Origin of the sequence: Parabacteroides sp. AF17-3 (assembly GCF_003635445.1) — a bacterium.
Classification (GTDB): Bacteria; Bacteroidota; Bacteroidia; order Bacteroidales; family Tannerellaceae; genus Parabacteroides; species Parabacteroides goldsteinii.
In genome coordinates this window covers 1-25150 of record NZ_QTMM01000018.1, presented here as the reverse complement: position 1 = coordinate 25150, position 25150 = coordinate 1, and the positions used below count along the sequence as shown (strand labels likewise).

The following is a 25150-nucleotide window of genomic DNA, read 5'->3' as shown; positions in this document are numbered from 1 at the left end:
AACAATGGCTTGCAGCTTTATTTTCAAGAAAAAAGAAAAAGTTATTTTTTACCACGTAAACGGATAAGTATAAGTGGATTGATTTCCACAGGCATCTGTTACAACCAGTTTCAGCGTGTGTTTCCCTCTTGCCAGCCGCTCTTTATCGAAGTGATAGGTAATGACGGACTTACTATTCATTTCGAATAAAACATATTGACCGTCAATTTCACCCCGGTATGTTTGTACACCGCTCAGGTTGTCCGACAGCCTGAGCGCGATGGATTGTTTGCTGACCCATGTTGCCGGATTGAGAGGTGTAATGGTCGGTGGGACAAGGTCCTGGCCGAGCGTGTAGCTTCCCATCTCTTTTATATCGGCATCGACCCAGCCGTTGCGGTAGACACCTCCGGTCCATGACCGGCGTCCGTTTTGCAGTCGGACAATACCGTATTGCTGTTTGTTCTCCAGTGTGTCTGTTTGCAACCGGAGGGATAATTTGGCTGATTTGTGGAAAGCGACCGGTTTGTTGTGTAATATATGTGTGGCACCCAGCGCGGCGCTGTCTTCTTTGACGGAATAGCGAAAATACAAGTCGTTGTAAAGATTTCCTTTCGGGATTGTCAGGCGGATTCCTTTGGCTCCGAAACGGTTGTCGCTCCACCAATGGAATAATTCGGCGTTTTCCGTGTCGATTTCCGGGATCGGTTGTTCTTTACCTTCGATCCGGATAGAAAGCTGGGTTGTGTTGCCGAAAGCGTCTGCCAGTTTGTAAGTCAGGTGATAGGTGCGGGGTTCGTCGATAGTCAGGATCCCGCGGTTAAGGCTTTCGATGAAACGAAGCCGGTTTCCCGGGTCGACAAAACTTTTGATATAGAACGAACGGTGTTCTTTCCATTCTTCAAAGTCAGTGAAACTATTCAAATAGCGTGTCTCATCGAAAGCGAAACGATCCAGGTTGCTATGAAAAATAACCTGGCTGTCTGCCGTCAGTGTGATGTCTTTGATACCATAAATATTGGAGGTGTTATCCATGTAATCGTATCCTTTTACAGCCAGCCCGATTTCTCCCCAGGCTTCAATCTTTCCGGTCAGTGTTTGTTTTCCGTTCTTGGCTGTGACCGGTTTTAGTTCCAGTTTCCGGCGGCTTCCGTTCACGACGCCTTTTCCAGGCATTGAATAGACCATGATTCCCTGTATCTTGGGAGCCTGAGTATCTTTTATTAAATCTTTGTAGTATTCTATCGGGTCCATCGGTTCTTCCGTCTCTGTGTCGCGCACTTCGAAATGGAGGTGCGGACCGCCGGAGCTTCCCGTGTTTCCGCTCAGCGCGACGAGTTCGCCTTCTTTAACAGGAAGTTCATCCGGAGCGAGGCTCAGGTTTACATTGAAACTTTCCTGTTCGTATTGTTTTTCTTTGAGATAAGCGGTGATCTTTTGGGAGAATTTCTGAAGATGGCCGTAAACCGTAGTCGTGCCGTCCGGATGTGTAATATACAGGCCGTTGCCATATCCCCAGGGACTTACCGAAATGCGTGAGACATAGCCGTCCTGCACGGAGTGGATCGGTTTCCCTTCGACACCTTGTGTTTTGAAATCTATTCCCGAGTGGAAATGATTGCTTCTCAGTTCTCCGAAATTCCCGCTTAGCAAGACCGGAATATCCATCGGTTTGCGAAGTTGCTGGGCTTCGGCTATGTTACTTGTTATTCCGGCGAGGAGGATAATCCCTGCCAGTATATGGTGTATCTGCATGTCTGTTTTAATTCAATCTTTGTTAGGCAAAGATAGTAAAAAGTCGGTAATGAGAGGCAAATGGTCACTGTAACCGCCTTCGTATTTAAAACCGTAATAGGTCCGGAAAGGTCGTTTGCCGTGCCAGGTCTTATCATCCGTGAGCAGGAAGGGAGGCATGAATATTCGATTGCTTCCGGGAACAACATGCATGAGGGAGTTTTTATCGATCAGATTGCCGGATACGATGATATGATCCAGCTGATTCCATTCTCCCTGATACTTGTGGGTTCCGGGATTGTTCAGGACATGGGGATCGGCAAAAAGGTTGTAGAGTTTGTCGGATTCCGGATTTTCGGAGATTTTTCCGGCAGACAGTATTTGTGTGATACTGGCGTTTTCCGGTGTGTCGTTAAAATCTCCCATGATCAGGAGTTGAGGCGTTTTCCGGATTTGTAGCAAGGAGTCGCACAGATACCTTAATGTACGGGCAGCATCGAAACGGTCGGCTTCGCTTTCCTTTTCTCCTCCGTAGCGCGAAGGAAGATGACAGACGAATACATCTAATGTGTCGGAGGTTATTATTTTTCCCCATACATGGAGAATGTTACGTGTCTGTTTATGTGTTTTATGGGTGAAGAGTACCGGGTGCTCTTCATGGCCGATGTATCCGAATTGAGTTCGTTGATAAAGAAGGGCGGAATTTATTCCCCTTGTATCTGCACCGTGTGTCATACAGTACCGGTATTGTTGCTGTTTCAAAGGTGTCCGATTCAGCAAATGGATCAGGACGGAATCGTTTTCCACTTCACAGAGGCCGATTAGGGCGGGAGTATCCCATTCACCTGCGGCGCTTATCACTTTGGCTATTTGCTGAAGTTTATGGTAATATCGTCCGCGTGTCCAGTGATGATTACCCGACGGGAGGAAGTCATTATCGTTCTTGTCTGGATTATCTTCGGTGTCGAACAGGTTCTCTACATTGTAACTTATGACCCTGAATCCAGACTGGGCGTTTACCGGATGGGAGAGAAAGGCGAGAACGCAAATTAATATAGTTAAGGTCCTGGTCATATTCAATTGTTTTTATTCTTCTTCTTTAGGGACAAATTCATAAGCACCTATATCCGGCCCGTTGTTTGTCAGTCGGTTGACGCCGTTACGATCGACCGGATATTTCTGGGAAACAAACAAATCGGCTTTACCTACGCCGGGAGTTGTTTCTTTATCCGGGCGGAAATCATACATATATTTGTTCTTTTCTCCGCCGGTCATCCGGTACTCCATTTTATTTTCATCGTTTTCAGTAATGAAAATAACATTTTTGAAATTATCATTTGAAATCTTCTGTAATTTTATGACACAATGATTGAACAGATAATTGGAACTGCTACTGCGTAAAATGTATTTCTCATCGGATACGATTTGCAATTCTCCTTCTTTCAGATTGTTGCTGGCTTTATAGCTTCCGTCGATTATGCAATTGTCAAAATTAGCTTCTAGCAAGGGATATGGGCCTATGTCATTAACTTTGAAATTATCCAATATGCGTAAAGTCTGGCTGCTCTCGCCGTCCTGTGATAGTGAATGGCGCGATTTTAATGACATGTAGTTCACTATTGTACAATGTGTGAAGTTGTATTTTCCTCCGGCTAAGACCATAACATCTGCTGTTGCATTTGTAAATTCACTGTTTGCTGCTTCTATGTTACAGTTGACAGCTCTTAATCCGCTTCCGTCCATATTAGTGATCTGCGAATTGCTGATCTTCAATTTCGACTTTTCCGGGTCGGAAGCTTTACAGGTTATACCATTGTTTCCGTTTTTTACTATTACATTATTAAATATGTTGTCAAAACTTTCACTGTTGAATACAATTCCTTCCCATTGTCCCGGTGTACGGTCGTACGGGAGCACGTCGTTCAAAATGAAGTCGAGACGGTCACCGCGGAAGACTATCGGTTTATCCATGGTTCCGTTCGCAATGATCGTTCCGTCAACGATGATCTTTGCTTTATCGTGCATATAGAAAGTGGTGCCTTCTTCGATATTTACAGTTACCCCTTTGTCTATCATCAGGCTGTCATATATCAGATAAGGACGTTCGGCTGTCAGCTTGGTGTCTTCACTCAATGTCTGTCCGCCTTTTATCAGCTTGACATCCTGTCCGCATGCCTCCAGTAAAACTGTTTGTTTCACGCTGTTGTAGGTGAATACTATTGAATCCTGGATTAATAACGGTTGGTCTTTTCCATTCGGATTGACAGTGACTTCTACAAATATATACATGCTGTCTTTGGCTGCAATTCTGACATTGTCGAAGTTGTCACCTTTTCGTCCGTCCACGTTGATACGGAATCCGCTGGTAGCAGGCGAGGCTTGTATGATTCTCTCTATATTCAGCGGTTCACTGTTTTTGTTGTAAACCATGAATTGTTTTGTGGCTGAACCTATCGTGGTAAAGACAGTATCGAATGATAAGGTATCTGTCGAGAAACTCAACCGGTGATTCGGATTGGTCGAATAATTTTCGTCCAGCCCGTCGCATCCAGCCAACAGGTTGAGTAAAAGTGTACATATTATAAGCAACGGCGCTGTAATTCTTTTCATTTTCTCTAAATGTTAAAATGTATGCCTTTGTGTTCTTGTTTCTTTATAAACAAACGATTTATAAAGAATGTTTTCAGGCATTAACATAAAAAAAGAGGAAAAACACGATTAAAGTGTTAATCCTCTTCTTATAACGCAGAATATTTAATTTTATTTTGCCGGTACGCTTTTTAATAATTCTAAAAGATGAGCCCACCACAAACCGACGGTCTTAATTTCGATCCGTTCGTTCGGAGAGTGAACATCTCTTAAAGTCGGTCCGAAAGAAATCATATCCAGATTAGGATATTTTTCGAGAAACAGTCCGCATTCCAGTCCGGCATGGATAGCCATGATCTTGGCGTCCTTATTGAATAAACGTTTATATGTATCCTGTGCGACTTTCAAGATTTTGGAATCCGGATTAGGAGCCCATCCCGGATAACCGTCACCATGGGTAACAATCGCTCCGGCCAGTTTAAATACGGAGGCTACCTGGTTGGCAATCATGTTTTTGCATGATTCGATGGAGCTACGCTGGCTGGTTCCGACAGTGATTATCAATTGTTCTGTTTCGGCTTCATGTCTCATTTTTACGGAAGCCAGGTTGGTAGAAGTCTCAACCAATCCCTCGATGTCATGGCTCATGCCGATAACGCCATGGGGACAAGCATGCAAGGCCCGGATAACCTTTTCCATATCGAAATTAGACAGGCATAATTCCGGACGGTCGGTCGATTCCATGGTGATCTGTACGTTAGGATCGATATGTTTCAGTTCGTTTTCGATATCCGCCGTATAGTTATTGAGCAGTACACGAACCTGTTCTTTATCTTCCGAATAAAGTCCGATGACTGCATGCGCTTCACGGGCTATCGCATTGCGCAGATTACCCCCTTCAATCGAACACAAAGTGAAGTCTGCTTCATTGTTCAATAAATACAGGAAACGAACCAGTATTTTGTTTGCATTACCCAGCCCCTTATGTATTTCACCGCCGGAATGTCCGCCGTTCAATCCTTTTACATCAATTTTGAAATATAACATATTGGGGTTGGTCGGGCGTTGTTCGCAATGGAACACAGCCTGTGTATCTTTTCCTCCGGCGCAGCCCATAAAGATTTCGCCTTCGTCTTCGCTGTCGAGGTTTAACAGGATATCTCCGGTCATGAAGCCTTTTTCAAGAGCTTTAGCTCCGGTCAGGCCAGTTTCTTCGTCAACAGTGAACAGGCATTCGATCGGTCCGTGTTCGATATCGTCGGAAGCCAGGATAGCCAGTTCGGCGGCAACACCGATACCATTGTCGGCTCCCAGCGTTGTTCCGTTGGCACGCAGCCAGTCTCCGTCTACAATTGTTTCGATCGGGTCGTTGTCGAAATCATGAACGGTTCCGTTGTTTTTCTCGCAAACCATATCCATGTGCGACTGAAGGATAACAACCGGCAGCTTTTCATATCCGGGTGTTGCAGGCTTCGACATCAGGATGTTTCCGGCTGCATCTTTCTTTATGGCGATTTTATACTCTTTTGCGAACGATTCCAGATACTGGATCATTTTGCCTTCCTTCTTTGAAGGACGGGGCACTTGTGTTACCTTGTGGAAAAACTTCCAGACGATTTCAGGCTTTAAGTCAGTAATCTTCATAATGTTACAATATATTATAGTTGTTACTATATAGTTAATAATGCAATCATTTCAGGAGTTATGTATGAAAAAAAGTAGAATTAAATACCAAAAAGATACTTTATAATCACTTAAACTCTTATATTTGCGTCCACAAATATAGAGAAAATGCTTACAACGATATTATTAACGGTCATAATTCTTGTTATTTGTGTTGTGTTACTTGCTGTAAAAGTGATATTCAAGAAGGGGGGAAGGTTCCCGAATACGCATGTCGGAGGTAACAGAGCACTGAGTAAAAAAGGTATCCATTGTGCCAAGACGCAAGACCGCGAACAGAAGAAGCAAAAGAATCTATATGATAGAGTAAAAGAAATAGAAGAATAAAATAAGGATTTAATTTACACTTTATGAAGAACATTAACTACGTAATTAATGGTGTGCTCGCGGTGGCTGTCGTGATATTGTTCATAATGCAATTTTCCGACAAGAAAGAATCAACAGTAACAAAAACATTTGCATCCGGAGAAGGTGATACAACAAACCTGCTTCCTATAGCCTATGTCAATGTAGATTCGCTTTTGCTTAATTATAATTATTTCAAGGATCTGAATGAACAGCTCCTGAAAAAAGAAGAAAATTCGCGTGCTAATGTAACACAGCAGGCACGTAATTTGCAGAATGAAGTTCAGGAATTCTATCGTAAAGCAGAAAATAATGCATTCCTAACTCGTGAAAGAGCTCAACAAGAGCAGGAACGTCTGATGAAGAAAGAACAAGAACTGAAAGACTTGGATGCTAAATTGTCACAGGATTTGTTAATGGAACGCCAGAAGCTGAACGAACAGCTTCGTGATACAGTAGTTTCAAAATTGAAAGTATATAATAAGGAAAAAGGATATCAGGTAATTTTCAGTAACACCGCAGAAGATAATATTTTGTTAGCCGGCGATGCTTACGATATCACAAACGAATTGATCGACTTGTTGAATAAGAGTTATTCCAGCGGAAAATAAGTAGTATCAAAAACGATATACAAAAAGCTGTTGCATTAAATGTAACGGCTTTTTTTGTATCATACCGTTTTATTTATTGTTATGCAGAGAGTAAACCCCATTACAATGGGAGTATTTCCCCACTCTAATGGGGGTGTTTCCCCACTGCAATGGGGGTATTTCCCCATATAGAAGGGGAAAATTCCCCACATAATAAAATAGGGTGGGGAAATTTGATAGGATTATTTTTGTTGCTTTCCGGAAACGAATGATGAGTAGAGCAATAGTACGGCTGCAATTGTCAGGCAAATAATCCACTCTTTCATATCTTTGAACATCAACCCGGAGGCACAGATCATCAGGACAGAGGCTATTATGTTAAAACGGTGCAACCTGCGTTCGCGAAACTCCATATCTTTAGTAGGGAGTGTCAGGAAGCATACAGCCATACCAGCGGCTCCGACGGCAAACAGGTAAGGTGCCAGGAACCATTTGGTAAGGAAAAGGACTGCCCCGGCCAGTATCAGTAAACCGGCCATATTGAAAATGATTGTTCTTGCTTTTTGATTCATTATTTCTTTTTGATGATATAGACGTCTTCGTTCGGCTTCTTCATGAAATATTCTTCACGGGCGAAGCGTTCCAGACCTTCTTTGTCGGTACGAAGATCGTTCAGTTTCTTACTGTTTATCTCGATCTCTTTCTGATAATGTTTGATCTCTCTTTCCAGGCTGCGGATCTTTTCGTCGTATGTATACCGCTTATACAAATTGCTGTCGCCCACTGTAAAAGTGAGGATCAAAAATCCAATGATAACCAACCAGTAGGCATTTATCCTGGATAGATACTTGTTGTAAAAGTCTTTTATGCGTGACATGGAACTTCGTTTTTGCAAAGGTAAATGAATTATTTTGTATATCTTTGTGTTGTTAATAAAAAAGCAAAGAATGGACAATTATATTGTATCGGCAAGAAAATATCGCCCGTCTACCTTCCGTAGTGTTGTAGGGCAGAAGTCTCTTACCACTACACTAAAAAATGCAATACAAAGTAACAAACTTGCACATGCCTACCTTTTCTGCGGACCGCGTGGTGTCGGGAAGACTTCGTGTGCACGAATCTTTGCGAAGACAATAAACTGCCTGAACCCGGCAGCAGACGGCGAGGCTTGTAACGAATGTGAATCATGCCAGGCTTTCAATGAACAGCGTTCCTATAATATTCATGAACTGGATGCTGCCTCCAACAACTCGGTCGACGATATCCGTTCGTTGATCGACCAGGTGCGTATCCCGCCTGCAATCGGAAAATATAAGGTCTTCATCATCGATGAGGTTCATATGCTGAGTTCGGCTGCATTCAACGCTTTCCTAAAAACGTTGGAGGAGCCGCCGCATCATGCTCTGTTTATTTTAGCGACAACCGAGAAGCATAAAGTACTTCCGACTATTCTGTCGCGTTGTCAGATATATGATTTCTCCCGCATCTCGATTGCCGATATGGTGGAACATCTGGAATATGTTGCCTCTCAAGAAAATGTGACTGCTGAGCCGGAAGCTTTGAACGTAATTGCCCAGAAAGCTGATGGCGGTATGCGTGATGCCCTGTCTATTTTCGACCAGGTAGTTAGTTTTACCAATGGCAATATTACTTATCAGGCTGTCATCGACAATCTGAATGTACTCGATTACGAATATTATTTCCGTCTTACGGACGCAATCCTGGCAGGAAATGTCCGTTCGTCTATTCTGATCCTGAATGAAATATTGAGCAAAGGATTTGACGGGCAGAATATCATTACCGGGTTGGCCGCCCATTTCCGTGATTTGCTGGTTTGTAAGGATGAGGCAACTCTGATCTTGTTTGAAGTCGGAGCCTCGATCCGCGAAAGATATAAAGAGATGGCAAAACGCTGTCCGGATCAGTTGCTTTTTAAGGCGATCGAACTGGCCAATACCTGTGATCTGAATTATCGTGCCAGCCGTAACAAGCGCCTGCTGTTGGAACTGACGCTTATCCAGCTTTGCCAGTTGAGTAATGCAGGGCAGGCAGCCGACGATAAAAAAAAAGGAGTAATTGAACCTATCGCATCCGGTGCTCCTGGACAGCCTGTTTCTCAGGGCACACAGGCTTCACCACAGGGGCAACCTGTTCGTCAGCCAGTTCAACCATCCGGTTATCCCGGTTCACCGGCTTCACAGCAACCGGCTGATATGGGTAATAACAATGGTCGTGTAGTAACTTCGAATATGCCTTCTTCGGCAACAGTTATTCCGCAGCCTCCTGCTGCAACTCCTCCTAAACGTCCTTCCCGTCCGCAACATTTGGGTACGTCGCTGAAAGAAATCGGTGTGGAAAAACCGAAGAACCAGATGGGGCAACAGGAAAACCGGACAGTTCAGGAGATGGTCAACCAGTTCACGGAAGAAGACCTGGTACGTTGTTGGGATGCTTATGCGGCAAGCGGAATTATCGATAAGAAAGTTTATCTGAAGAATACGATGATCAACTGCAAGCCTGTTTTGCAGGAAAACTATTTCTTTGAAGTAGGTGTGCATAATCCCGGTCAGCAGGATGAACTGAGTAATGGTTGTGTGGATTTATTGAATTATTTGCGTGCACAACTCAGAAATACACGTATCCAGATGCGTGTCCGGATTATCGAAACGAACGAAAAGCATTTAGCCTATACGGCAACCGAGAAGTTCGAACATTTATTGACCGTAAATCCCGTCCTGGGAAAACTGAAAGACGAGTTCAATCTGACACTGGATTAATTCTTTCAACGGATGAAACAAGGGCGGTTTTCTGTTTAGACGAATATTATAACGTTTTTGATCAGCCTTTATCCGCTAAATATTTGTATTTTAGCGGATAAATAAAAAATGTTGATATGAGAATGAAGAATTGGCTCCTGTTTCTGATGATACCTGTGATTGGCACGGGTTGTGCGACAATGGATCCGACATCGCGTACGATAGTGGGTTCGCAGGTCGGCATGTTGGCGGGTACGGTTACCGGTGCAGTGATCGGGCATGCGGCCGGAGGATATCGCGGAGAGGCGATCGGTTCGTTTGTAGGATCGGTCGGAGGGACAGTTCTGGGTGCTGCCGCCGCTTCCTCTCAAAATCAACGTGACAGGAATACAGCGAGTGCCAGAGAGTATCAGGTCCCCTATCTGGTTATTGAGGATATTTATCTGGAAGACCGGAATAACAACCAGATCGTAGATGCAGGAGAAAGTTGCCGTATCTCGTTTATCTTATCGAATGAAGGCAGACAAACGGCTTACAATATTGAGCCTGTTATCAAGGTCGAACAGGGGGGCAAATATGTGAAACTTTCAAAGCCTCTTGTTATCCGTCAGTTACCGCCGCATAAAAGAGTCAGTTATACTGTCACCTTGCATGCTTCTCCTAAATTGAAAGCCGGAGAAATAGTGCTGTCTGTCCGTTTGAAGTCTTCAGACGGTTATCTGACGGATAAGGAGACTTTTACATTGCCAGCCGGAAGATATTAGGCATTTATTTTTATAAGAAAACATCAGGCAATGATTATAGAACAAGGCACAACGCATCATCTTGACGAACTGGAGGTTCTTTATGACGGGTTGAATGACTATCTGTCTTCCACGGTAAACTATCCGGGATGGATAAAACATATATATCCTGTCAGGGAGACGGCCATGCAGGGGATTGATGAGAAATGCTTGTTTGTTGCCATTGAAAATGGAACTGTTGCCGGAAGTATTATATTGAATCATGAGCCGGAAAAGGCTTACAGTCAGGTTCGCTGGCTGGTAGAGGCGGAATATGCTGATATTCTGGTGATCCGGACGTTGGTTGTACATCCTTCATTTTTGAAACAGGAGGTGGCGACCCGATTGATGGAGTTTGCTAAACAATATGCGGTTAGTCACCGGATGAAATCGATCCGGTTGGACGTGTCAGTCGATAATACACCAGCTATTAGCCTTTATAAAAAACTCGGTTAAATATATTGGGACTGTTGATCTGGGACTGCCTTATGAGCATTTGAAATGGTTCCAACTTTATGAATTGGTTTTATGACGCTTGTCCGATGAAAAAGTCAATACCCCGCTATACATTTTATAAGCATAAGTATGGTAGTGAGTTACTGGTGGATGTTGTTGAACTGAAAAACATCAAGAAGTTTCTGGATATCAATCCGGTGCATACGCTGACTTACTATGACATTACTTTTGTCACCGAAGGTTCTGGCTCTTTTTCAATTGATAACCAACAGTATGACGTCTGTCCCGGTGATGTGATTTTTTCAAAGCCGGGGGAGATACGTAATTGGGATAAAGACCATATTATAAATGGGTATGCACTTATTTTTGAGGAAGAGTTTCTTTCCTCTTTTTTCAAAGACGACCAGTTCGTTCAGCATCTCAGTTATTTTGAACCTGATAAAACTGCGGCAAAAATACATCTTTCGGAATCAGTTTCCGATCGTATCTTCCAACAGATATGTAATATTAGGGATGAGATCGGTCTGTCCTCCCGAAATGGCGACCATGTGTTGAGGGCACTGCTTTATGAGGTTCTTATGCTCCTTGACAGGGGATACAAGGAGGAAGAAGGGAAAACGGATATAGTGAAGGGGCGTAACCTTCATCTTACTAACTTTATCCATTGCGTCGACAAGTCTTTTAAAGAACATCGTGCAGTCAGCTATTATGCTGATAAATTATGTATTACGCCGAATTACCTGAATGAAATGATTACGGCCTCCATGCAGGTCAGTGCCAAACAATATATTCATAACAAAGTGATGGGAGAGGCCAAAAGGATGCTGACCTATACTGATTTACCCGTCTCGGAAATAGCCGCCCGGCTGAACTATGATACTGTATCTTATTTTATCCGTTCATTTCGTCAACATGCCGGACAAACTCCATTGGCATACAGAAAAATGCACAAACCGTAAAAAGTGACATTTTCTCCCTGTTTACTGTTGCATCCGGGATAGCTTCATACTCTATTTTTGCCCTTATTATAAACGAATAACAGTTTAATTATGAGAGATCCGGAAAAGACGATAGGTAATATCGTTGACAAACAGACAGTTTCATTCCTCGGTTCGGTTGATGAGGAAGGTTTCCCTAATATCAAAGCAATGCTTCAACCTCGTAAACGGGAAGGAATCCGTACATTTTATTTTACTACCAATACATCTTCCAGGCGTGTGGCTCAGTTCAGGGAGAATGACCGTTCCTGTATTTACTTTTGCGACCGGCGCTTTTTCAAAGGCGTGATGCTGAAAGGAACAATCGAAGTCCTGACCGACCCGGCAAGCAAAGAATTAATCTGGCTGCCGGGAGATACAATGTATTATAAAGAAGGTGTTACCGATCCGGATTATTGTGTGTTGAAATTCACCGCTTTTTCGGGAAGATATTATAGTGGGTTCAAATCCGAGGATTTTAGTGTTGAGTAGCCGTACGGATAAATTCACTTTGTTCCCCTGAATATGTCACTGTCAATCGATGCATTGCTCGGGTTACTGCCACATAAAGCATGCTTTTATCGATTTCCGAACAGTAATTTGTCTTATTGGTTTGGGGGACGATTACTTCATCGAACTCCAACCCTTTAGCCATATGGGAAGAAGTGACGATGGTGCCGTTTATGAAAGTGGAACTTTGACTGGACAGGAAATATATGTTTTCGATTTGTTTTTGAAGTTTTTCTGCCATTTCTTTTGCCTGTAATTCAGTTTTGCATACGATTCCTAATGATTTGTAATCTGATTCTCTGAATACAGAAACCAAATGAACGATGGCGGATATTTCTTCTTCTGCATTTCCGAACCGGAGAATTTCCGGCTTTTTGCCATGACGTACAACCGGTATCAGTTCGTCATTAGAACGTATCTTTTGGGCAAAGCCGGTTATTTCGACGGTCGAACGATAACTTTTGCATAATTTCATGACCTCTCCTGCTGCAAATGCTTTGCGAATCATTTCGGCTGTTGATGAACCATAGGGATTTACCGATTGGCATGCATCGCCGAGAATAGTTTTCCGGCAGGGATAAAGTTTTTGAATTACCTTAAATTGGATGGGCGAATAGTCCTGCATTTCGTCTATCAGGAGATGTTTGATATGGGAATATGTCGTGTTTCCGTCCAACGACATGTGCAGGTAGGCCAACGGGGCAAGGTCCGCATATTCAAGGATATGGCCTTTGCGCAGTTTAAACATTTCAGGTTTCCCGGTCCATTTGAAAAAGTCTTTATATACCTGGAGATCGTTGTTTCCGCCGAACATCTTTTTTATCTCTTTTTTCAGCAGGTTCTTTTCTGACGTGGTTACGGATATGTTGTATTGGATTTTCATCATATCCAGTATGTAATCGGTCATTGTCTCAAACCGTTGTCGCATCGGATAACGGTTGAATCGTTTGAACTGTTCCTCGATGAAGCCGGCGGGAATGGTGATATGTCTGGTGAGCCGGACATCTGTAGCCTTGAAATAATTGTTTTCCATGTGGAGGATGAATTTGTCCAACAGGGAAATGAAATCGAACGATGCCTTGTATTGTATTCGTTCGATAAAATCCCGGGATGGTTTTTCCAGCAATTCGGTTACCTGGTCGAAGAAATTCCGGTATTTATATTTATTTTCGAGTAATTCCGAAAGGATTTGTTCCATACTGGTTTCAGGAACTGTCTCTTCTCCGAGTTCGGGTAGTACGTTGGATATGTAATCGGCAAAGACTTTATTGGGGGATATAATCAGAATATCCCTGGAAGAAATATTTCCTTTCAGGGTGTAAAGCAGATAAGCGATACGATGCAAGGCAATGGAGGTTTTACCGGAACCGGCTACTCCCTGTATGATAAGTACGGGAGCTTCTTCGTTACGGATAATTTGATTCTGCTCACGCTGGATAGTCGTTACGATATTCTTCATTTTGTCGTCGGCATTGGCACTGAGTTCTTTCTGTAGAATGTCGTCATGGACGGTGAGGGAACTTTCAATCATATATTCCATCTGGCCTTTACGGATGCGGTACTGGCGTTTGAGCGATATTTTGCCGTTGACTTCGCCGTTCGGGGAGGTGTAGGAGGCTTCGCCCAGTTCATGGTCGTAAAACATGCTTGAGACCGGGGCTCTCCAGTCGTATATCAGATTGGTCCTGCTTATGGAGTCGTAGAATGTGTGTATTCCAATATAAACAGGTGTGGTTTGGCTGCCATCTTTCTTTTCTTTGAAATCTATCCGTCCGAAATAGGGAATATCGAGAATCCGGCCTAACCGTTTGCGTTTATCGATAACGTTTTCTCCCAATGCGAAATGGTTCAGAATACTTTCACGCATGGAACGAATCTCGTGTGGGTCTATGTCTTTGTTAGACCATAAATAATCCTTGTATTCTTGCAGGGTGTCTACATGGTCTTTAACTGATTTGTCGGTATTGTTAATCGTAGCGTGTATGATACTGAGTATCTTTTGTAAATATTCTTTTTCCTGTTTTTCTGTTTTGTTGAATACCATAGCTGTCTTGTTGTTATATTAAAATGATTGGAAAGGACGGGCAAAGTTACATGAACCGGTCTGTCTATTAAATAGTGATTTATAGCTATATTTCCGACCTTTTTCATACTTTTGCGTGCACATTAAAAATACAAAAATGGATATTCTCGATATAGCACGGCTGAATCGGCAGCGGGCCTGGAAAGTAGTGGAGGACAGCGGCGTTATCCCCGCCTGGGAAAGTATAGGGGCTGAAATCAACCTGGTTGGTTCTTTAAGTATGGGGTTACTGATGACGCACCGGGATATTGATTTTCATATTTATACCTCTCCGTTGGAATTATCAGACAGTTTCCGGGCGATGGCAAAACTGGCGGAGAATCCGTCTGTCAAAAAAATAGAGTGTGCGAACTTGTTACATACGGTTGAAGAGTGCGTGGAGTGGCATGCCTGGTTTCAGGAACCGGAAGGTGAACTTTGGCAGATAGATATGATTCATATCCGGAAAGGTTCCCGATATGACGGTTATTTTGAAAAGGTAGCCAAGCGAATCGCTGCTGTTCTGACGGATGAAACAAGACGGGCTATCCTGCAACTGAAATTTGAAACACCTGTAACGGAAAAGGTCATGGGAGTGGAGTATTATCAGGCTGTTATTCGTGACGGTGTGCGGAGTTATGCCGAATTTGAGGAGTGGAGAAAACAATATCCGGTTACCGGTGTGGTGGAGTGGATGCCGTAAGCCGGTTTAACAGTCCAGATTCCAATCCGGCATTTATAGCTTCGATAGAGTTTTGGACCCCTAATTTGTGTAACAGGTTCTGACGATGGATATTCACCGTGTGGATACTGATGCATAGTTTATGAGCGATTTCCTTACTTAGCAGTCCTTCCTGGATAAGATGTAATATCTCCGTTTCCCGCGGAGTGAGAATCGGTTGCCGACGGGGCGGGAGGGAAGGGGAGAACATCTCTCCGTTCCTGAGGTTGAGGACGGTACAATCTACCCCATCTGTCTCTTCCTGTTTGGGTGAAATGTCCATATTCCCTAATATAAGCCATGCTTTTCCTGCTGCGTCCTGTTCCATTACCTGATGTTTACTGATGACACGTACGTATTGTTGACGGATGTTGCGGACACGGAAACTGTAAATATTGCAATAGTTGTTCCGTTCAGCGGCAGGAAGGCTGTAAATGAATTCTCCCAACCGGATTTGGAAAGCCTCCAGTTGCTGGCGATCGTCCGGATGGATACGTGATTCCAGATAGTCGCCCTGTTTTTCGAGAGTGGCAATTTTATGGCTGTCATATCCCAGCAAGTCGGAAAAGTTTGAGGAAGCGAAAGCATATCTGCATTTGTAGACATCGACAACGAAGGTACAGGTACGATTTATTTTCGCCATTTGCAGGAGCATGGCTTTGTCTCGTTCCCAAACGGCGTAATCGATGCCGGTAGCTGATAGGTTTTGCCTGGCCCATAATTCTTCGCGGGTGATATTGTCTGGCTTCATTGAAGTTCCCTCCATTTCTCCTGGGGATTTTCTTCTCCGTCAAAATAACCGGATTGAGCGGATTTATTGAATATCTCACCTGACGGAACAAGATATATTTTATCGGAATCCGGATATTCACAAATGTCATGTCCGATAAATGTCCTTATATCAAGGTATACGCAGGGTTCTGTCGTGTGATTGTATAATTGATGTGCTCCGGTTTCACCTTTTTCGAAAAAAATCAAATCTCCGCTGCTTACGGCTTCTAACCCTTTAGGTGTTCTTAAGGTGGCAGAGCCGGAGATAATCAAGAATAATTCTTCTGCGTATCGGTGGAAATGGTACGCAGAACAGTATTGTCCGGGATTCAGTTGACGCAAGTCGAAATTTAAATTTTCCGGTTCCACTCCTTTTTGGGTTCTGGAGATGTCTGTGAATAATTTGAAAGGCTCAATCCTGTTCGGATTTTCCTGAAAGTTTCTTTCGGTTGATTTTAAAATAGTAGCCATGATTTTGTCTTTTAGTGATTTTGTTTTTAAGAGGGTGAAGTTATTACAAATTTTCTCTATTCATGTAGCAAATATAGTTTGTAAAGCGTAATTTTACAGATATTTTACTCCAAATATTAAAAACAGCGAAGGTATGGACTTTTTAGAACTAACAAAGAAACGCTTTTCAGCAAGAAATTATAAGTCGGATAAGGTCGAACAGGATAAGATAGATTATATTATTGAATGTGCCCGGTTAGCTCCTTCTGCGGTAAATTATCAACCGTGGCATTTCATGGTTGTAATCAGTGAAGAACAGAAAAAGAAGATACAGCAATGTTATAATAGGGAATGGTTTGCAAAAGCGCCAGTCTATATCGTGGTATGTGCTGATAAATCGGAAGCCTGGGTACGTAAGTCTGATAATAAAAATCATGCAGACATCGACGCCGCCATTGCAACAGAACATATTTGTCTTGCTGCTACAGAAATGGGGTTAGGTAGTTGCTGGGTTTGTAACTTTGATTTGGATTTACTTAGAACAAACTTTCAATTACCTGCTGAAAAATATCCGGTAGCGATTATACCATTGGGATATATCGCAGAACAACCCGAATGTTTCTCAACTCGGAAGGAGAGGGGGGAAATAGTAACGGTGTATTAAATGGGGGGGGGGCGTATGGTATAGATAAAATATGATATTAGAGAACTTTCTAATCAACGAAGTAGGTCTATCGTCCGATTTATATGGAAGGCTGATAGATACATGCGATAAAGTTTTTTTGAAGCGGAAAGACTATTTATTGCATCAGGGACAAATCTGTAGATTTATAGGCTTTGTGGAATCGGGAGTTTTACGCTCTTACATAGAAAAGGAAGGAGACGATTATATCAGTGACTTTTATTTTGAAGGTTCATTTATCACATCTTATAGAAGTTTTCTAACTAAAGAGGCAAGTGTAGGAAGCATACAGGCATTGGAAGACTCGGTTATATATTGTTTATCTAAAACTAATTATGACCAATTACTACAAGCCTCGAATGAGTGGTATAAATTGGGAAAATATATAGCAGACACTCTCTTTATTAAAAAATGCAGGAAAGAGACATCATTACTTATGGATAATGCTTTAGACAGATATAAATTACTTCTACAAACTTATCCTAATATAGAACAACATGTATCACAATATCATATAGCATCATATCTTGGAATAAAACCTGAATCCTTGAGCCGTCTTAAATCTCTTAACATAGGTCAATGAAATAAGCTCTTGCTTTGTCCTATCTTTGCAGCAAACAAATCTATCATGAATAAGATAGCAGTATTCATTGTATTAATCATTTTAAATTGTTGCACAAGTATGGAAAAGAATAACGTAGCAAGAACCAATCTTCTTTCTATTCAATTGAAGGAAAAGCAAGGTTTATCAAAAGTCGAAATTAAAAGAGTCGTTATTCCGCAAAGTGGAAAGGCTGAGTATCATTTACATCCTTGTTCAGTTGTGGGGCATGTTGTTTCAGGTACTTTATTGTTCCAGGTTGAAGGAGAAAAAGCTCAATTGCTAACAGGTGGAGAAGTATTTTACGAACCTAAGAATAAGCCTATACTGCATTTTGATAATGCATCAGATTCCGAATTTTTAGTGTTCATTGCATACTATTTAATAGAAGAGTGTGAGGATTTAATAGTGTTATTACCTGAAAAGTAAGCTCTCTTCGGATAATAATTGTTTATTTTGCAATAAATACTCGTTATTATGCCTGAAAGTATTTCGTAATTCTATAAAAGGATACAGCTTTGTCCTTCTCAACCGGATGCTATTTATTCTAAGGAGAAACCCTACTTTAATATTTTCTCCCGGTAATGTAATTTTGGAACAGTACAATTCAGTTACAGAGAGTTTTATAAAATTACATTGATTATAGGTGTGGGAAAACTATATTATGCAGATAAATGGATTTTGGTAAACCGTCCTGCATTGTTGTTTTCCAATCCTTTGGTTCCTTATGCTTGGGAATCAATCAGTGAAGAACAGAAAGGAATGTTTTGCATTTTCAATGAACAGTTTGTGCAGTCGGAAGAAAAAAACGGTTCGTTAGCCAATACCCCATTATTTAAAATAACAGGAGATAAAGTCTTCTTTTTGGATGATACGCAAGTTGATAAAGTGCTGGATATATACATGCAGATGCAGGAAGAAAACCAATCCGGCTATGTGAATAAGTCTGATGTGTTGCGATGCTACCTTCATTTGTTGATACATACAGCCTTGAAAATGCAAGATTTCAATCAGTATGAGTCGTTCCCGAATGCTTCACAGCGTATTACTGAATTATTCATAGAATTGTTAGACAGGCAATTCCCGGTTGATTATCCGCACGCGATATTAAATTTACGTACTCCTGCCGATTATGCAAACCGCCTGTCTGTGCATATTAATCATTTAAATAAAGTCGTTAAAGATACGGCAGGAAAAACAACCTCTGAGATGATTGCGGAAAGAATAACCAAAGAATGTACGCAATATTTGTTACACAGTAATCTTTCTATATCAGAAATAGCGTATAGTTTGGGATTCGAAACGGTCTCTTATTTCAGTAAATTTTATCGTAAGCATACTGGTAAATCCCCTAGTGAAATCAGAGAACAGGCAATTATTTGATTTGTGCAAATGATGCTTTGAATTGTATCATTCAATCTGAATGCCTCTCCTTAATTTTGTACCGACTAGAAATATAAATTATGAAGTACAGAAAATTAGGTAAAACAGGAGAGAACCTGTCCGCTATCGGATTAGGTTGCATGGGAATGAGTGCTGCGTATGGAGTAGCTGATGAAAAAGAAAGCATCAAAACATTGTACCGTGCATTGGAGCTTGGCGTCAACTTTTGGGATACAGCTGATGTGTATGGCAATGGTGCTAATGAGCGATTATTATCTAAGGTATTGGCTGAAAGAAGAAATCAGATTTTTATAGCAACGAAATTCGGTTTCCGCTTACGTAATAATCAAGGCAGTGTGTTTGCCGGTGGCGAGAGTTATGTGGATGCTTCTCCTAAATATATGAGACAAGCAGTAGAAAGCAGTTTGAAAAGGCTGAATATTGAAACCATAGACTTGTACTATGCACATCGGATAGACCCGGCAATACCGATTGAAGAAACTGTTGGTGCTATGACTGAACTGGTGGGAGAGGGGAAAGTGCGTTATTTAGGATTAAGCGAATGTTCATCCGAATCATTGCGGAGAGCTTATGCCGTTCATCCTATATCAGCCGTTGAAAGTGAGTATTCCTTATTAACCCGTGATGTGGAAAAAGAGATGCTACCCTTAACTAAAGAATTGGGAATAACTCTAGTTCCGTTTTCTCCACTAGGCAGAGGATTGGTCACCAATACCATTGATGTTAAAGCTTTAGGAGAAAATGACTTTCGAAAGCATTTACCTCGTTATAATAGCGAACATTGGGAGAATAACCGCGGTTTAGCTACCGGACTGGCAACTATTGCGAAAAGTAAAAACATTACTCCTGCTCAACTTGCTTTGGCTTGGTTGTTAGCGCAAAGTGAAAATATTGTACCCATACCGGGTACAAAACGTATGAAATATTTAGAAGAAAATGCACAGGCAGCTAATATCGGGTTGTCGGAAGAGGATATGACAGAGATAAAGCAACTTGTACAGAAATTCCCTAATATTGGAGATAGATACAATAAGTATGATTTCGAATTTGTAAATAAATAGACTGTACGGCTGGATTATACTTATGGTTTAGTGCGGGTTAAACGGAACGCAGAAAATCAGAAAATAGGTGTGTTTTTAGTCCAAAAGGAGTCTATTTTAAACGAAAAAGCAGTTACTTTTAAAGTAACTGCTTGATTTTCAGTGGTGCCACCAGGAATCGAACCGGGGACACAAGGATTTTCAGTCCTTTGCTCTACCAACTGAGCTATGGCACCGTTGTTTTGTTTAACGAGTGCAAAGGTACGGACTTTTTTTTAATATGCAATAGTTTGGTGGAAAAAATGATAAAAATTATTCATTAAGTGAATTCCAGCCCTGGGCTTTCAGTTCAACTTCTCCACCGTCACGGCCTACCAGATAATTGCCCAATTCGGGACGGGTGATGTGACCGATGACTTTAACTCCCTTCATTTCAGATACTTTGTCGTGGACGGTTAGGGGAACGGTGAACAAGAGCTCATAATCTTCGCCGCCATTCAAGGCTGCCGTCGATAAATTCATGTTGAACTGCTCTGCCATAGCCGCTGTCTGGTAGTCGATAGGAATGCGGTCTTCGTAGATACGGCAACCTACATTGCTTTGCTTTGATATATGAAGTAATTCGGAAGAAAGACCGTCCGAAATGTCCATCATGGAGGTAGGGACAATACCGGCTTTGTCAAGTAACTCGATGATGTCTTTGCGGGCTTCCGGTTTTAACTGGCGTTCCAGTAGATATTCCTTGCCGGTGAAGTCGGGGGTAAATTCTTTTTCTCCTTTAAATACCCTTTTTTCTCTTTCAAGCAACTGCAAACCCATATAGGCGGCTCCCAGGTCTCCGGATACGCAGACAAGGTCGGTATCTTTAGCTCCGCTACGGGTGACTATTTTTTCTTTTTCACCTTCACCGATACACGTAATGCTGATGCACAGGCCGGTCAATGATGCGGAAGTATCACCACCTACAATGTCAACTCCATAAATATCACAGGCCAGTTGGAGGCCCGAATAGAATTCTTCCAGTTCTTCTACCGAAAAACGTTTGGATATACCGAGGGAGACCGTTATCTGTTTCGGTTTTCCGTTCATCGCATAAATATCGGAGAAGTTGACGACTGCTGATTTATATCCCAGGTGTTTTAGCGGAACATACGTCAGGTCGAAGTGAATGCCTTCAAGTAAAAGGTCGGTTGTTACCAATACCTGCTTTTCCTTATAGTCTAGTACTGCGGCATCATCGCCAACGCCTTTTACTGTACTTTTGTTTTTTAACTCTATCTTTTCTGTAAGGTGGCGGATTAAACCAAATTCGCCTAATGTTGCAATTTCTGTTCTTTTGCTCATCTTTTATTTATCGTAACAAATTATCTTTATGGAAAGTTGTTATATGTTTTTTGATTTCATCGTCAAATTTCTTGTCCAGGCAGAATTCGATGGTAATCGGCAAATAATACATGCACGTTTTCCAATCTTCGGGAATATGCGGATTATCCAATAGCCGGGCGGCATCTTTTTCTGTAACCAGAATGTATTTGGCGGATGACTTCATTTTATCAAAGGTGTTTTTAATGCGTCGTATATCGGATTTTTCAAAGGCATGATGGTCCGGAAAAATCAGCGGTGTTACCTTGTCGGAAAACTTTCCGACTTCTTTGATGAACCCTTCGGGAGAAGCGATGCCGGATATAACCAGCAGTTCGTCTTCTTTTTGAATGTCTTTCCGGCTGAGTGATTTGCCCTGATTCCCGAATACCGGTTTAATTTCATCGTAAGCGATATGCGTGAAGTGGATGGACTGGTGGGCCAGCAACTTCATGTTTTCTTCAATGATGCGGTACTCGATAGGTTTCATATCTTCCTCGCATTTGGTGACGATAACCATGTCTGCCCGGCGTATTCCGCAGATAGGTTCACGCAGGCGGCCGGCAGGGAGTAGCTTGTCGTTGTAGAATAAACGATGGTAGTCAGTCAGGACGATGGAGAATGAAGGGACAACGTAACGGTGCTGATAGGCATCGTCAAGAAGGATGACTTGCGGACGCTGTTCTTCAGGAAGAGCCAGCAGCTTACCGATACCTTCGCGACGGTCGGCATCTACGGCCACGAGAATATCGGGAAACTTATGTTTCATCTGATAAGGTTCGTCACCAATCTCGTGGCTTGTGCTCTGCTCGTTTGCCAGGATAAAACCGGAAGATTTTCGTTTATATCCCCGGCTGAGCACGGCTATCCTGTAATCATCCTTTAATAAACGGATGATATATTCGGTATGGGGTGTTTTCCCCGTTCCTCCCACAGCCAGATTCCCAATACATATAATAGGTATAGGATATGACTCCGAAGACAGCAGTCGCCAGTCGAACAGCTGATTGCGGAACCGGACTCCTATTCCATACAGGAAGGAAAAGGGAGAAAGCAGAGAGTGTATTTTTATGTCGTTTTCTGTCGGCATCTCGGATTATAATGGTTTAACATCATAAGGAAGTCGCGCCTGGACTCCGGTTGTCGATTTGATATTATTCAGTGTTTTGAAATACTCATATTCTTCGCCCAATACACTTTTTACAACAGAAACTTTTACTTCACCGAGCTGTTTTTCGATGAATTCTTTCCAGAAATCTTTGGAACCGGAAACATAAGTCAGGCTGTAATCAGTTAGGTCGGCTAAAGAGGCAGCAGTCTCGATAGCTTTATCTATACCTCCGAGTTCGTCAACCAGGCCACGTTCTTTTGCTTGTTCGCCGGTCCAAACGCGTCCTTGCCCTATTTCGTTGATTGCTTCCTTGCTCATATCGCGGCCATCGGCGCAACGGGTAATGAATGTGTCATATCCTCTCTCAACAAATGATTGAATCAGGACTTTTTCGTCTTCACGCATCGGACGGCTCATGTCTCCCAAATCTGCGTATGTATTTGTTTTTACAATATCGGTAGTAAGCGACAGTTTATCGAATAAACCCGTTACGTTCGGGAAAATACCGAAAATACCGATAGAACCGGTAAGCGTGTTGGGTTCAGCTACAATCTTGCTGGCGGCACACGAAATATAGTAACCTCCCGAGGCAGCAACATCGCCCATGGAGACAACAATCGGCTTTACTTTTTTCAATTCAATGACTTGGCGCCAGATTTGTTCGGATACAAAGGCACTTCCACCTGGTGAGTTGACACGGAAAACAACGGCTTTTACGTTTTCATCATTTTTTAACTTGATGAGTTCGGAAGCTACTTTCTCCGTAATAGCCTGTTCCGTATTATAAGGTGAAGAGGGAGTTTCGGGTTTGATTTCGCCTTCTGCATACAGGATTGCTATACGGTCTGCCTTTTCACGACTGATGGTTTTGATGCTTTTCATATTTGAAAGGCTGGCAGTCTGTAGGCGTTTGTCGCTTTGTCCAGCCAGCTCTTTTACGAATTCTTCGGCTTCGGGACGGTATTTCAATTCGTCTATCAGGCCGCATTCGACAGCTTTTTCAGCCGCAGCGAAAGCATAGCCTTGATTGGCAAAATTATTGATGTCGGCAACCTGGATTTTTCTGGATTCGGCAATGCCGTTGGTTACATTGTCCCAAATGGTACTTATATATGATTGGATTTGTTCGCGGTTGGCGTCACTTAGTTTGTCGAGCATGAACGGTTCAACAGCGCCTTTATAAGTTCCGACTTTAAATATCATCATTTCTACGCCGACCTTTTTTAATAAATCTTTATAGAACATCGTTTGTGAAGCCATTCCGACAAGTCCTAATGTACCTTGTGGATTCAGGAAGACTTTATCGGCAACAGAACATAGATAATAGCAACCCTGCGTATAATTGTCAGAATAAGCAACAATGAATTTTCCGCTTTCTTTGAAATCGTTTAATGCTCTACGTATGGCCTCGAGACTGGCAGAACCGGTGCTAAGACCTTTTGCTTCTATATATATACCTTTAATATTTTTATTCTCTTTGGCAGTCTGGATAGAGGAAAGAATATCTTTTAATGAAAGAGACTTATCTGTTTCACCCATCAGCATAGCGATTGGGTTTTCTTCGGTATTGTCGGAGAGGTTTCCTTCAAGCGTTAATTTATATACGGTATTGCTTTTTGGGGTGTAATCAGGAGTACTGCCTACATTGGCTGCAATACCAATCAGAGTGAATACAAATACAATGGAAATCAGGCCAACAGCAACAAAAACACCTAGTGCTGAGGCGAACATCATTTTAAAAAATTGTTTCATATCTATATTTCGTAAGTTTTTATCAGACAGCAAATATAGTTAACTTATTGATACTAACCATTCTTTTACCTTGAATTATTTCGGGAGATATGTCTATTTGCTGTTAGAACTTTGGTATAGACTTTATTACTACCTATTATAGCAAAGGCAAAAGGGCCAGGTGGGGCTATATAGATACCTTTTTCCTTCCTTCGTTTTCTGTATATACTTGTATATAACTCAGCCCGGTTACAGTATAAGCGATTCGTTTGATATATATCAAACGCAAAGAAGACATATATGCTTTATTCATTTGATAATAGTGTATTATTCATTCGATATATATTGAACGAATAAAAGAAAGGGAAGTCGTGTCCTGAAATAAGTTGACAAAAACCTAAAGTAACCGTATGGTCGAATCGAAAGATGCGGGTTGTACCGGTTAGCGAGGAATATTTTTTCAGTCTTCTTTGTGCGTACATTATATTACAGCGTCTCCGGTTAAAAAATAAATGAAAAATAATCGGTAAAAAGTTTGGATCGTATGTAGTAATCTACTACTTTTGCACCCGCATTCGAGAGAGAACGGCGCACCAACATGATAAAAGAGGTAACCTGAGGAAAGGGGATGAGGTTAGAGATTCTAAGCAAAATTCCAACCGCCACAGCGACTCAAAAAAACTTTTCAATTTTTCTTCTGAAAAATTTGGTAGTTAAAAAAAAGTCCTTACCTTTGCAGCCGCAATCGAAAAGAAAGCGAAAGTTCTTTGAAAGATTTACATATCAACAAGTAGTACAAGTATTAAAAATTAAT

At 42.0% G+C, this 25150-nt stretch carries 24 protein-coding genes, 1 tRNA gene and 2 pseudogenes; 14 read left to right on the top strand and 13 right to left on the bottom strand.

The genetic code is table 11. The features are described from left to right. Positions 1-48: 48 nt before the first annotated feature. From DWW91_RS21925 to DWW91_RS21910, 4 genes are all read right to left on the bottom strand, one after another. A complete protein-coding gene (locus DWW91_RS21925; protein ID WP_122328912.1) occupies positions 49-1734 on the bottom strand; it encodes a M23 family metallopeptidase in 1686 nt (561 codons plus the stop codon). 12 nt (positions 1735-1746) lie between these two features. Next, positions 1747-2787, bottom strand: coding sequence for an endonuclease/exonuclease/phosphatase family protein (locus DWW91_RS21920; protein ID WP_122328911.1), 1041 nt, complete (start codon positions 2785-2787; stop codon positions 1747-1749). A gap of 12 nt (positions 2788-2799) precedes the next feature. Continuing rightward, positions 2800-4323: a NosD domain-containing protein gene (locus DWW91_RS21915; RefSeq protein WP_122328910.1), complete on the bottom strand. Its 1524-nt coding sequence runs from the start codon at positions 4321-4323 to the stop codon at positions 2800-2802. Between the two features lie 150 nt (positions 4324-4473). Beyond that, the gene (locus DWW91_RS21910; RefSeq protein ID WP_122328909.1) at positions 4474-5946 is read right to left on the bottom strand and encodes an aminoacyl-histidine dipeptidase; all 1473 of its coding nucleotides are present in this window, start codon (positions 5944-5946) and stop codon (positions 4474-4476) included. A 147-nt stretch (positions 5947-6093) separates the two neighbouring features. On the opposite strand from DWW91_RS21910, the gene DWW91_RS21905 reads away from it, so the two are divergent. Beyond that, positions 6094-6312, top strand: coding sequence for a hypothetical protein (locus tag DWW91_RS21905; protein WP_010800383.1), 219 nt, complete (start codon positions 6094-6096; stop codon positions 6310-6312). Positions 6313-6335: 23 nt separating this feature from the next. Continuing rightward, a complete protein-coding gene (locus DWW91_RS21900) occupies positions 6336-6941 on the top strand; it encodes an OmpH family outer membrane protein (RefSeq protein ID WP_010800382.1) in 606 nt (201 codons plus the stop codon). Between the two features lie 221 nt (positions 6942-7162). Here the strand turns inward: DWW91_RS21900 and DWW91_RS21895 are convergent, their stop codons facing one another. Both DWW91_RS21895 and DWW91_RS21890 read right to left on the bottom strand, forming a co-directional pair. Next, a complete protein-coding gene (locus DWW91_RS21895; RefSeq protein ID WP_046147743.1) occupies positions 7163-7492 on the bottom strand; it encodes a hypothetical protein in 330 nt (109 codons plus the stop codon). After that, a complete protein-coding gene (locus tag DWW91_RS21890) occupies positions 7492-7797 on the bottom strand; it encodes a septum formation initiator family protein (protein ID WP_007653878.1) in 306 nt (101 codons plus the stop codon). The genes DWW91_RS21895 and DWW91_RS21890 overlap by 1 nt, the downstream gene beginning before the upstream one ends. A gap of 70 nt (positions 7798-7867) precedes the next feature. On the opposite strand from DWW91_RS21890, the gene DWW91_RS21885 reads away from it, so the two are divergent. From DWW91_RS21885 to DWW91_RS21865, 5 genes and pseudogenes are all read left to right on the top strand, one after another. Continuing rightward, on the top strand, positions 7868-9697 hold the full coding sequence (locus DWW91_RS21885; RefSeq protein ID WP_010800381.1) for a DNA polymerase III subunit gamma/tau: 1830 nt from the start codon (positions 7868-7870) through the stop codon (positions 9695-9697). 116 nt (positions 9698-9813) lie between these two features. Continuing rightward, entirely contained in the window at positions 9814-10440 is a 627-nt protein-coding gene (locus DWW91_RS21880; protein ID WP_010800380.1) for a glycine zipper family protein, read from the top strand. Between the two features lie 30 nt (positions 10441-10470). Further along, a pseudogene (locus DWW91_RS21875) lies at positions 10471-10990 on the top strand (GNAT family N-acetyltransferase). Positions 10991-11000: 10 nt separating this feature from the next. Then, positions 11001-11873 (top strand): helix-turn-helix transcriptional regulator, encoded by an 873-nt coding sequence (locus tag DWW91_RS21870; RefSeq protein WP_199722617.1) that lies wholly within the window; start codon positions 11001-11003, stop codon positions 11871-11873. A gap of 90 nt (positions 11874-11963) precedes the next feature. Continuing rightward, complete coding sequence (locus DWW91_RS21865; protein ID WP_007653865.1) at positions 11964-12383, top strand: pyridoxamine 5'-phosphate oxidase family protein; 420 nt, start codon at positions 11964-11966, stop codon at positions 12381-12383. Here DWW91_RS21865 and DWW91_RS21860 read toward each other — a convergent pair. Beyond that, complete coding sequence (locus DWW91_RS21860; RefSeq protein WP_122328907.1) at positions 12370-14445, bottom strand: UvrD-helicase domain-containing protein; 2076 nt, start codon at positions 14443-14445, stop codon at positions 12370-12372. The genes DWW91_RS21865 and DWW91_RS21860 overlap by 14 nt on opposite strands. Before the next feature lie 136 nt (positions 14446-14581). On the opposite strand from DWW91_RS21860, the gene DWW91_RS21855 reads away from it, so the two are divergent. Continuing rightward, on the top strand, positions 14582-15166 hold the full coding sequence (locus tag DWW91_RS21855) for a phosphoglycerate mutase family protein (protein WP_122328906.1): 585 nt from the start codon (positions 14582-14584) through the stop codon (positions 15164-15166). Here DWW91_RS21855 and DWW91_RS21850 read toward each other — a convergent pair. Then, positions 15138-15935, bottom strand: coding sequence for a LuxR C-terminal-related transcriptional regulator (locus DWW91_RS21850; RefSeq protein WP_195585949.1), 798 nt, complete (start codon positions 15933-15935; stop codon positions 15138-15140). The two genes, DWW91_RS21855 and DWW91_RS21850, sit on opposite strands and share 29 nt — an antisense overlap. After that, on the bottom strand, positions 15932-16426 hold the full coding sequence (locus DWW91_RS21845) for a cupin domain-containing protein (protein WP_010800377.1): 495 nt from the start codon (positions 16424-16426) through the stop codon (positions 15932-15934). The genes DWW91_RS21850 and DWW91_RS21845 overlap by 4 nt, the downstream gene beginning before the upstream one ends. Before the next feature lie 133 nt (positions 16427-16559). Here DWW91_RS21845 and DWW91_RS21840 point away from each other — a divergent pair, with 133 nt between their 5' ends. The 5 genes and pseudogenes from DWW91_RS21840 to DWW91_RS21820 all read left to right on the top strand — a co-directional run bounded on the left by DWW91_RS21840 (position 16560) and on the right by DWW91_RS21820 (position 20153). Further along, the gene (locus DWW91_RS21840; RefSeq protein ID WP_122328904.1) at positions 16560-17069 is read left to right on the top strand and encodes a nitroreductase family protein; all 510 of its coding nucleotides are present in this window, start codon (positions 16560-16562) and stop codon (positions 17067-17069) included. Between the two features lie 31 nt (positions 17070-17100). Then, positions 17101-17670, top strand: a complete 570-nt coding sequence (locus tag DWW91_RS21835) for a Crp/Fnr family transcriptional regulator (RefSeq protein WP_122328903.1) — start codon at positions 17101-17103, stop codon at positions 17668-17670. A gap of 45 nt (positions 17671-17715) precedes the next feature. After that, complete coding sequence (locus DWW91_RS21830; protein WP_229102568.1) at positions 17716-18117, top strand: cupin domain-containing protein; 402 nt, start codon at positions 17716-17718, stop codon at positions 18115-18117. 81 nt (positions 18118-18198) lie between these two features. Then, positions 18199-19071: pseudogene (locus DWW91_RS21825) on the top strand (helix-turn-helix domain-containing protein). Positions 19072-19151: 80 nt separating this feature from the next. Then, positions 19152-20153, top strand: a complete 1002-nt coding sequence (locus DWW91_RS21820) for an aldo/keto reductase (RefSeq protein ID WP_010800373.1) — start codon at positions 19152-19154, stop codon at positions 20151-20153. 142 nt (positions 20154-20295) lie between these two features. On the opposite strand, the gene DWW91_RS21815 is transcribed toward DWW91_RS21820, so the two are convergent. The 4 genes from DWW91_RS21815 to sppA all read right to left on the bottom strand — a co-directional run bounded on the left by DWW91_RS21815 (position 20296) and on the right by sppA (position 24357). Beyond that, positions 20296-20368 (bottom strand) — tRNA-Phe (locus tag DWW91_RS21815). A gap of 76 nt (positions 20369-20444) precedes the next feature. Further along, entirely contained in the window at positions 20445-21476 is a 1032-nt protein-coding gene (gene thiL, locus DWW91_RS21810) for a thiamine-phosphate kinase (RefSeq protein WP_122328901.1), read from the bottom strand. 7 nt (positions 21477-21483) lie between these two features. Continuing rightward, complete coding sequence (lpxK, locus tag DWW91_RS21805) at positions 21484-22584, bottom strand: tetraacyldisaccharide 4'-kinase (protein ID WP_007653812.1); 1101 nt, start codon at positions 22582-22584, stop codon at positions 21484-21486. A gap of 6 nt (positions 22585-22590) precedes the next feature. After that, positions 22591-24357: a signal peptide peptidase SppA gene (gene sppA, locus DWW91_RS21800; protein ID WP_199722616.1), complete on the bottom strand. Its 1767-nt coding sequence runs from the start codon at positions 24355-24357 to the stop codon at positions 22591-22593. Between the two features lie 607 nt (positions 24358-24964). Here sppA and DWW91_RS28185 point away from each other — a divergent pair. Continuing rightward, positions 24965-25150, top strand: a 186-nt coding sequence (locus DWW91_RS28185) for a hypothetical protein (RefSeq protein WP_233584550.1), incomplete at its 3' end; no start/stop codon positions are given.

Coding starts and splice junctions, on each gene's coding strand:
- DWW91_RS21925 (WP_122328912.1), bottom strand. CDS start 1,734: ATGCAGATACACCATATACTGGCAGGGATTATCCTCCTCGCCGGAATA.
- DWW91_RS21920 (WP_122328911.1), bottom strand. CDS start 2,787: ATGACCAGGACCTTAACTATATTAATTTGCGTTCTCGCCTTTCTCTCC.
- DWW91_RS21915 (WP_122328910.1), bottom strand. CDS start 4,323: ATGAAAAGAATTACAGCGCCGTTGCTTATAATATGTACACTTTTACTC.
- DWW91_RS21910 (WP_122328909.1), bottom strand. CDS start 5,946: ATGAAGATTACTGACTTAAAGCCTGAAATCGTCTGGAAGTTTTTCCAC.
- DWW91_RS21905 (WP_010800383.1), top strand. CDS start 6,094: ATGCTTACAACGATATTATTAACGGTCATAATTCTTGTTATTTGTGTT.
- DWW91_RS21900 (WP_010800382.1), top strand. CDS start 6,336: ATGAAGAACATTAACTACGTAATTAATGGTGTGCTCGCGGTGGCTGTC.
- DWW91_RS21895 (WP_046147743.1), bottom strand. CDS start 7,492: ATGAATCAAAAAGCAAGAACAATCATTTTCAATATGGCCGGTTTACTG.
- DWW91_RS21890 (WP_007653878.1), bottom strand. CDS start 7,797: ATGTCACGCATAAAAGACTTTTACAACAAGTATCTATCCAGGATAAAT.
- DWW91_RS21885 (WP_010800381.1), top strand. CDS start 7,868: ATGGACAATTATATTGTATCGGCAAGAAAATATCGCCCGTCTACCTTC.
- DWW91_RS21880 (WP_010800380.1), top strand. CDS start 9,814: ATGAGAATGAAGAATTGGCTCCTGTTTCTGATGATACCTGTGATTGGC.
- DWW91_RS21870 (WP_199722617.1), top strand. CDS start 11,001: ATGAAAAAGTCAATACCCCGCTATACATTTTATAAGCATAAGTATGGT.
- DWW91_RS21865 (WP_007653865.1), top strand. CDS start 11,964: ATGAGAGATCCGGAAAAGACGATAGGTAATATCGTTGACAAACAGACA.
- DWW91_RS21860 (WP_122328907.1), bottom strand. CDS start 14,445: ATGGTATTCAACAAAACAGAAAAACAGGAAAAAGAATATTTACAAAAG.
- DWW91_RS21855 (WP_122328906.1), top strand. CDS start 14,582: ATGGATATTCTCGATATAGCACGGCTGAATCGGCAGCGGGCCTGGAAA.
- DWW91_RS21850 (WP_195585949.1), bottom strand. CDS start 15,935: ATGAAGCCAGACAATATCACCCGCGAAGAATTATGGGCCAGGCAAAAC.
- DWW91_RS21845 (WP_010800377.1), bottom strand. CDS start 16,426: ATGGCTACTATTTTAAAATCAACCGAAAGAAACTTTCAGGAAAATCCG.
- DWW91_RS21840 (WP_122328904.1), top strand. CDS start 16,560: ATGGACTTTTTAGAACTAACAAAGAAACGCTTTTCAGCAAGAAATTAT.
- DWW91_RS21835 (WP_122328903.1), top strand. CDS start 17,101: ATGATATTAGAGAACTTTCTAATCAACGAAGTAGGTCTATCGTCCGAT.
- DWW91_RS21830 (WP_229102568.1), top strand. CDS start 17,716: ATGAATAAGATAGCAGTATTCATTGTATTAATCATTTTAAATTGTTGC.
- DWW91_RS21820 (WP_010800373.1), top strand. CDS start 19,152: ATGAAGTACAGAAAATTAGGTAAAACAGGAGAGAACCTGTCCGCTATC.
- thiL (WP_122328901.1), bottom strand. CDS start 21,476: ATGAGCAAAAGAACAGAAATTGCAACATTAGGCGAATTTGGTTTAATC.
- lpxK (WP_007653812.1), bottom strand. CDS start 22,584: ATGCCGACAGAAAACGACATAAAAATACACTCTCTGCTTTCTCCCTTT.
- sppA (WP_199722616.1), bottom strand. CDS start 24,357: ATGAAACAATTTTTTAAAATGATGTTCGCCTCAGCACTAGGTGTTTTT.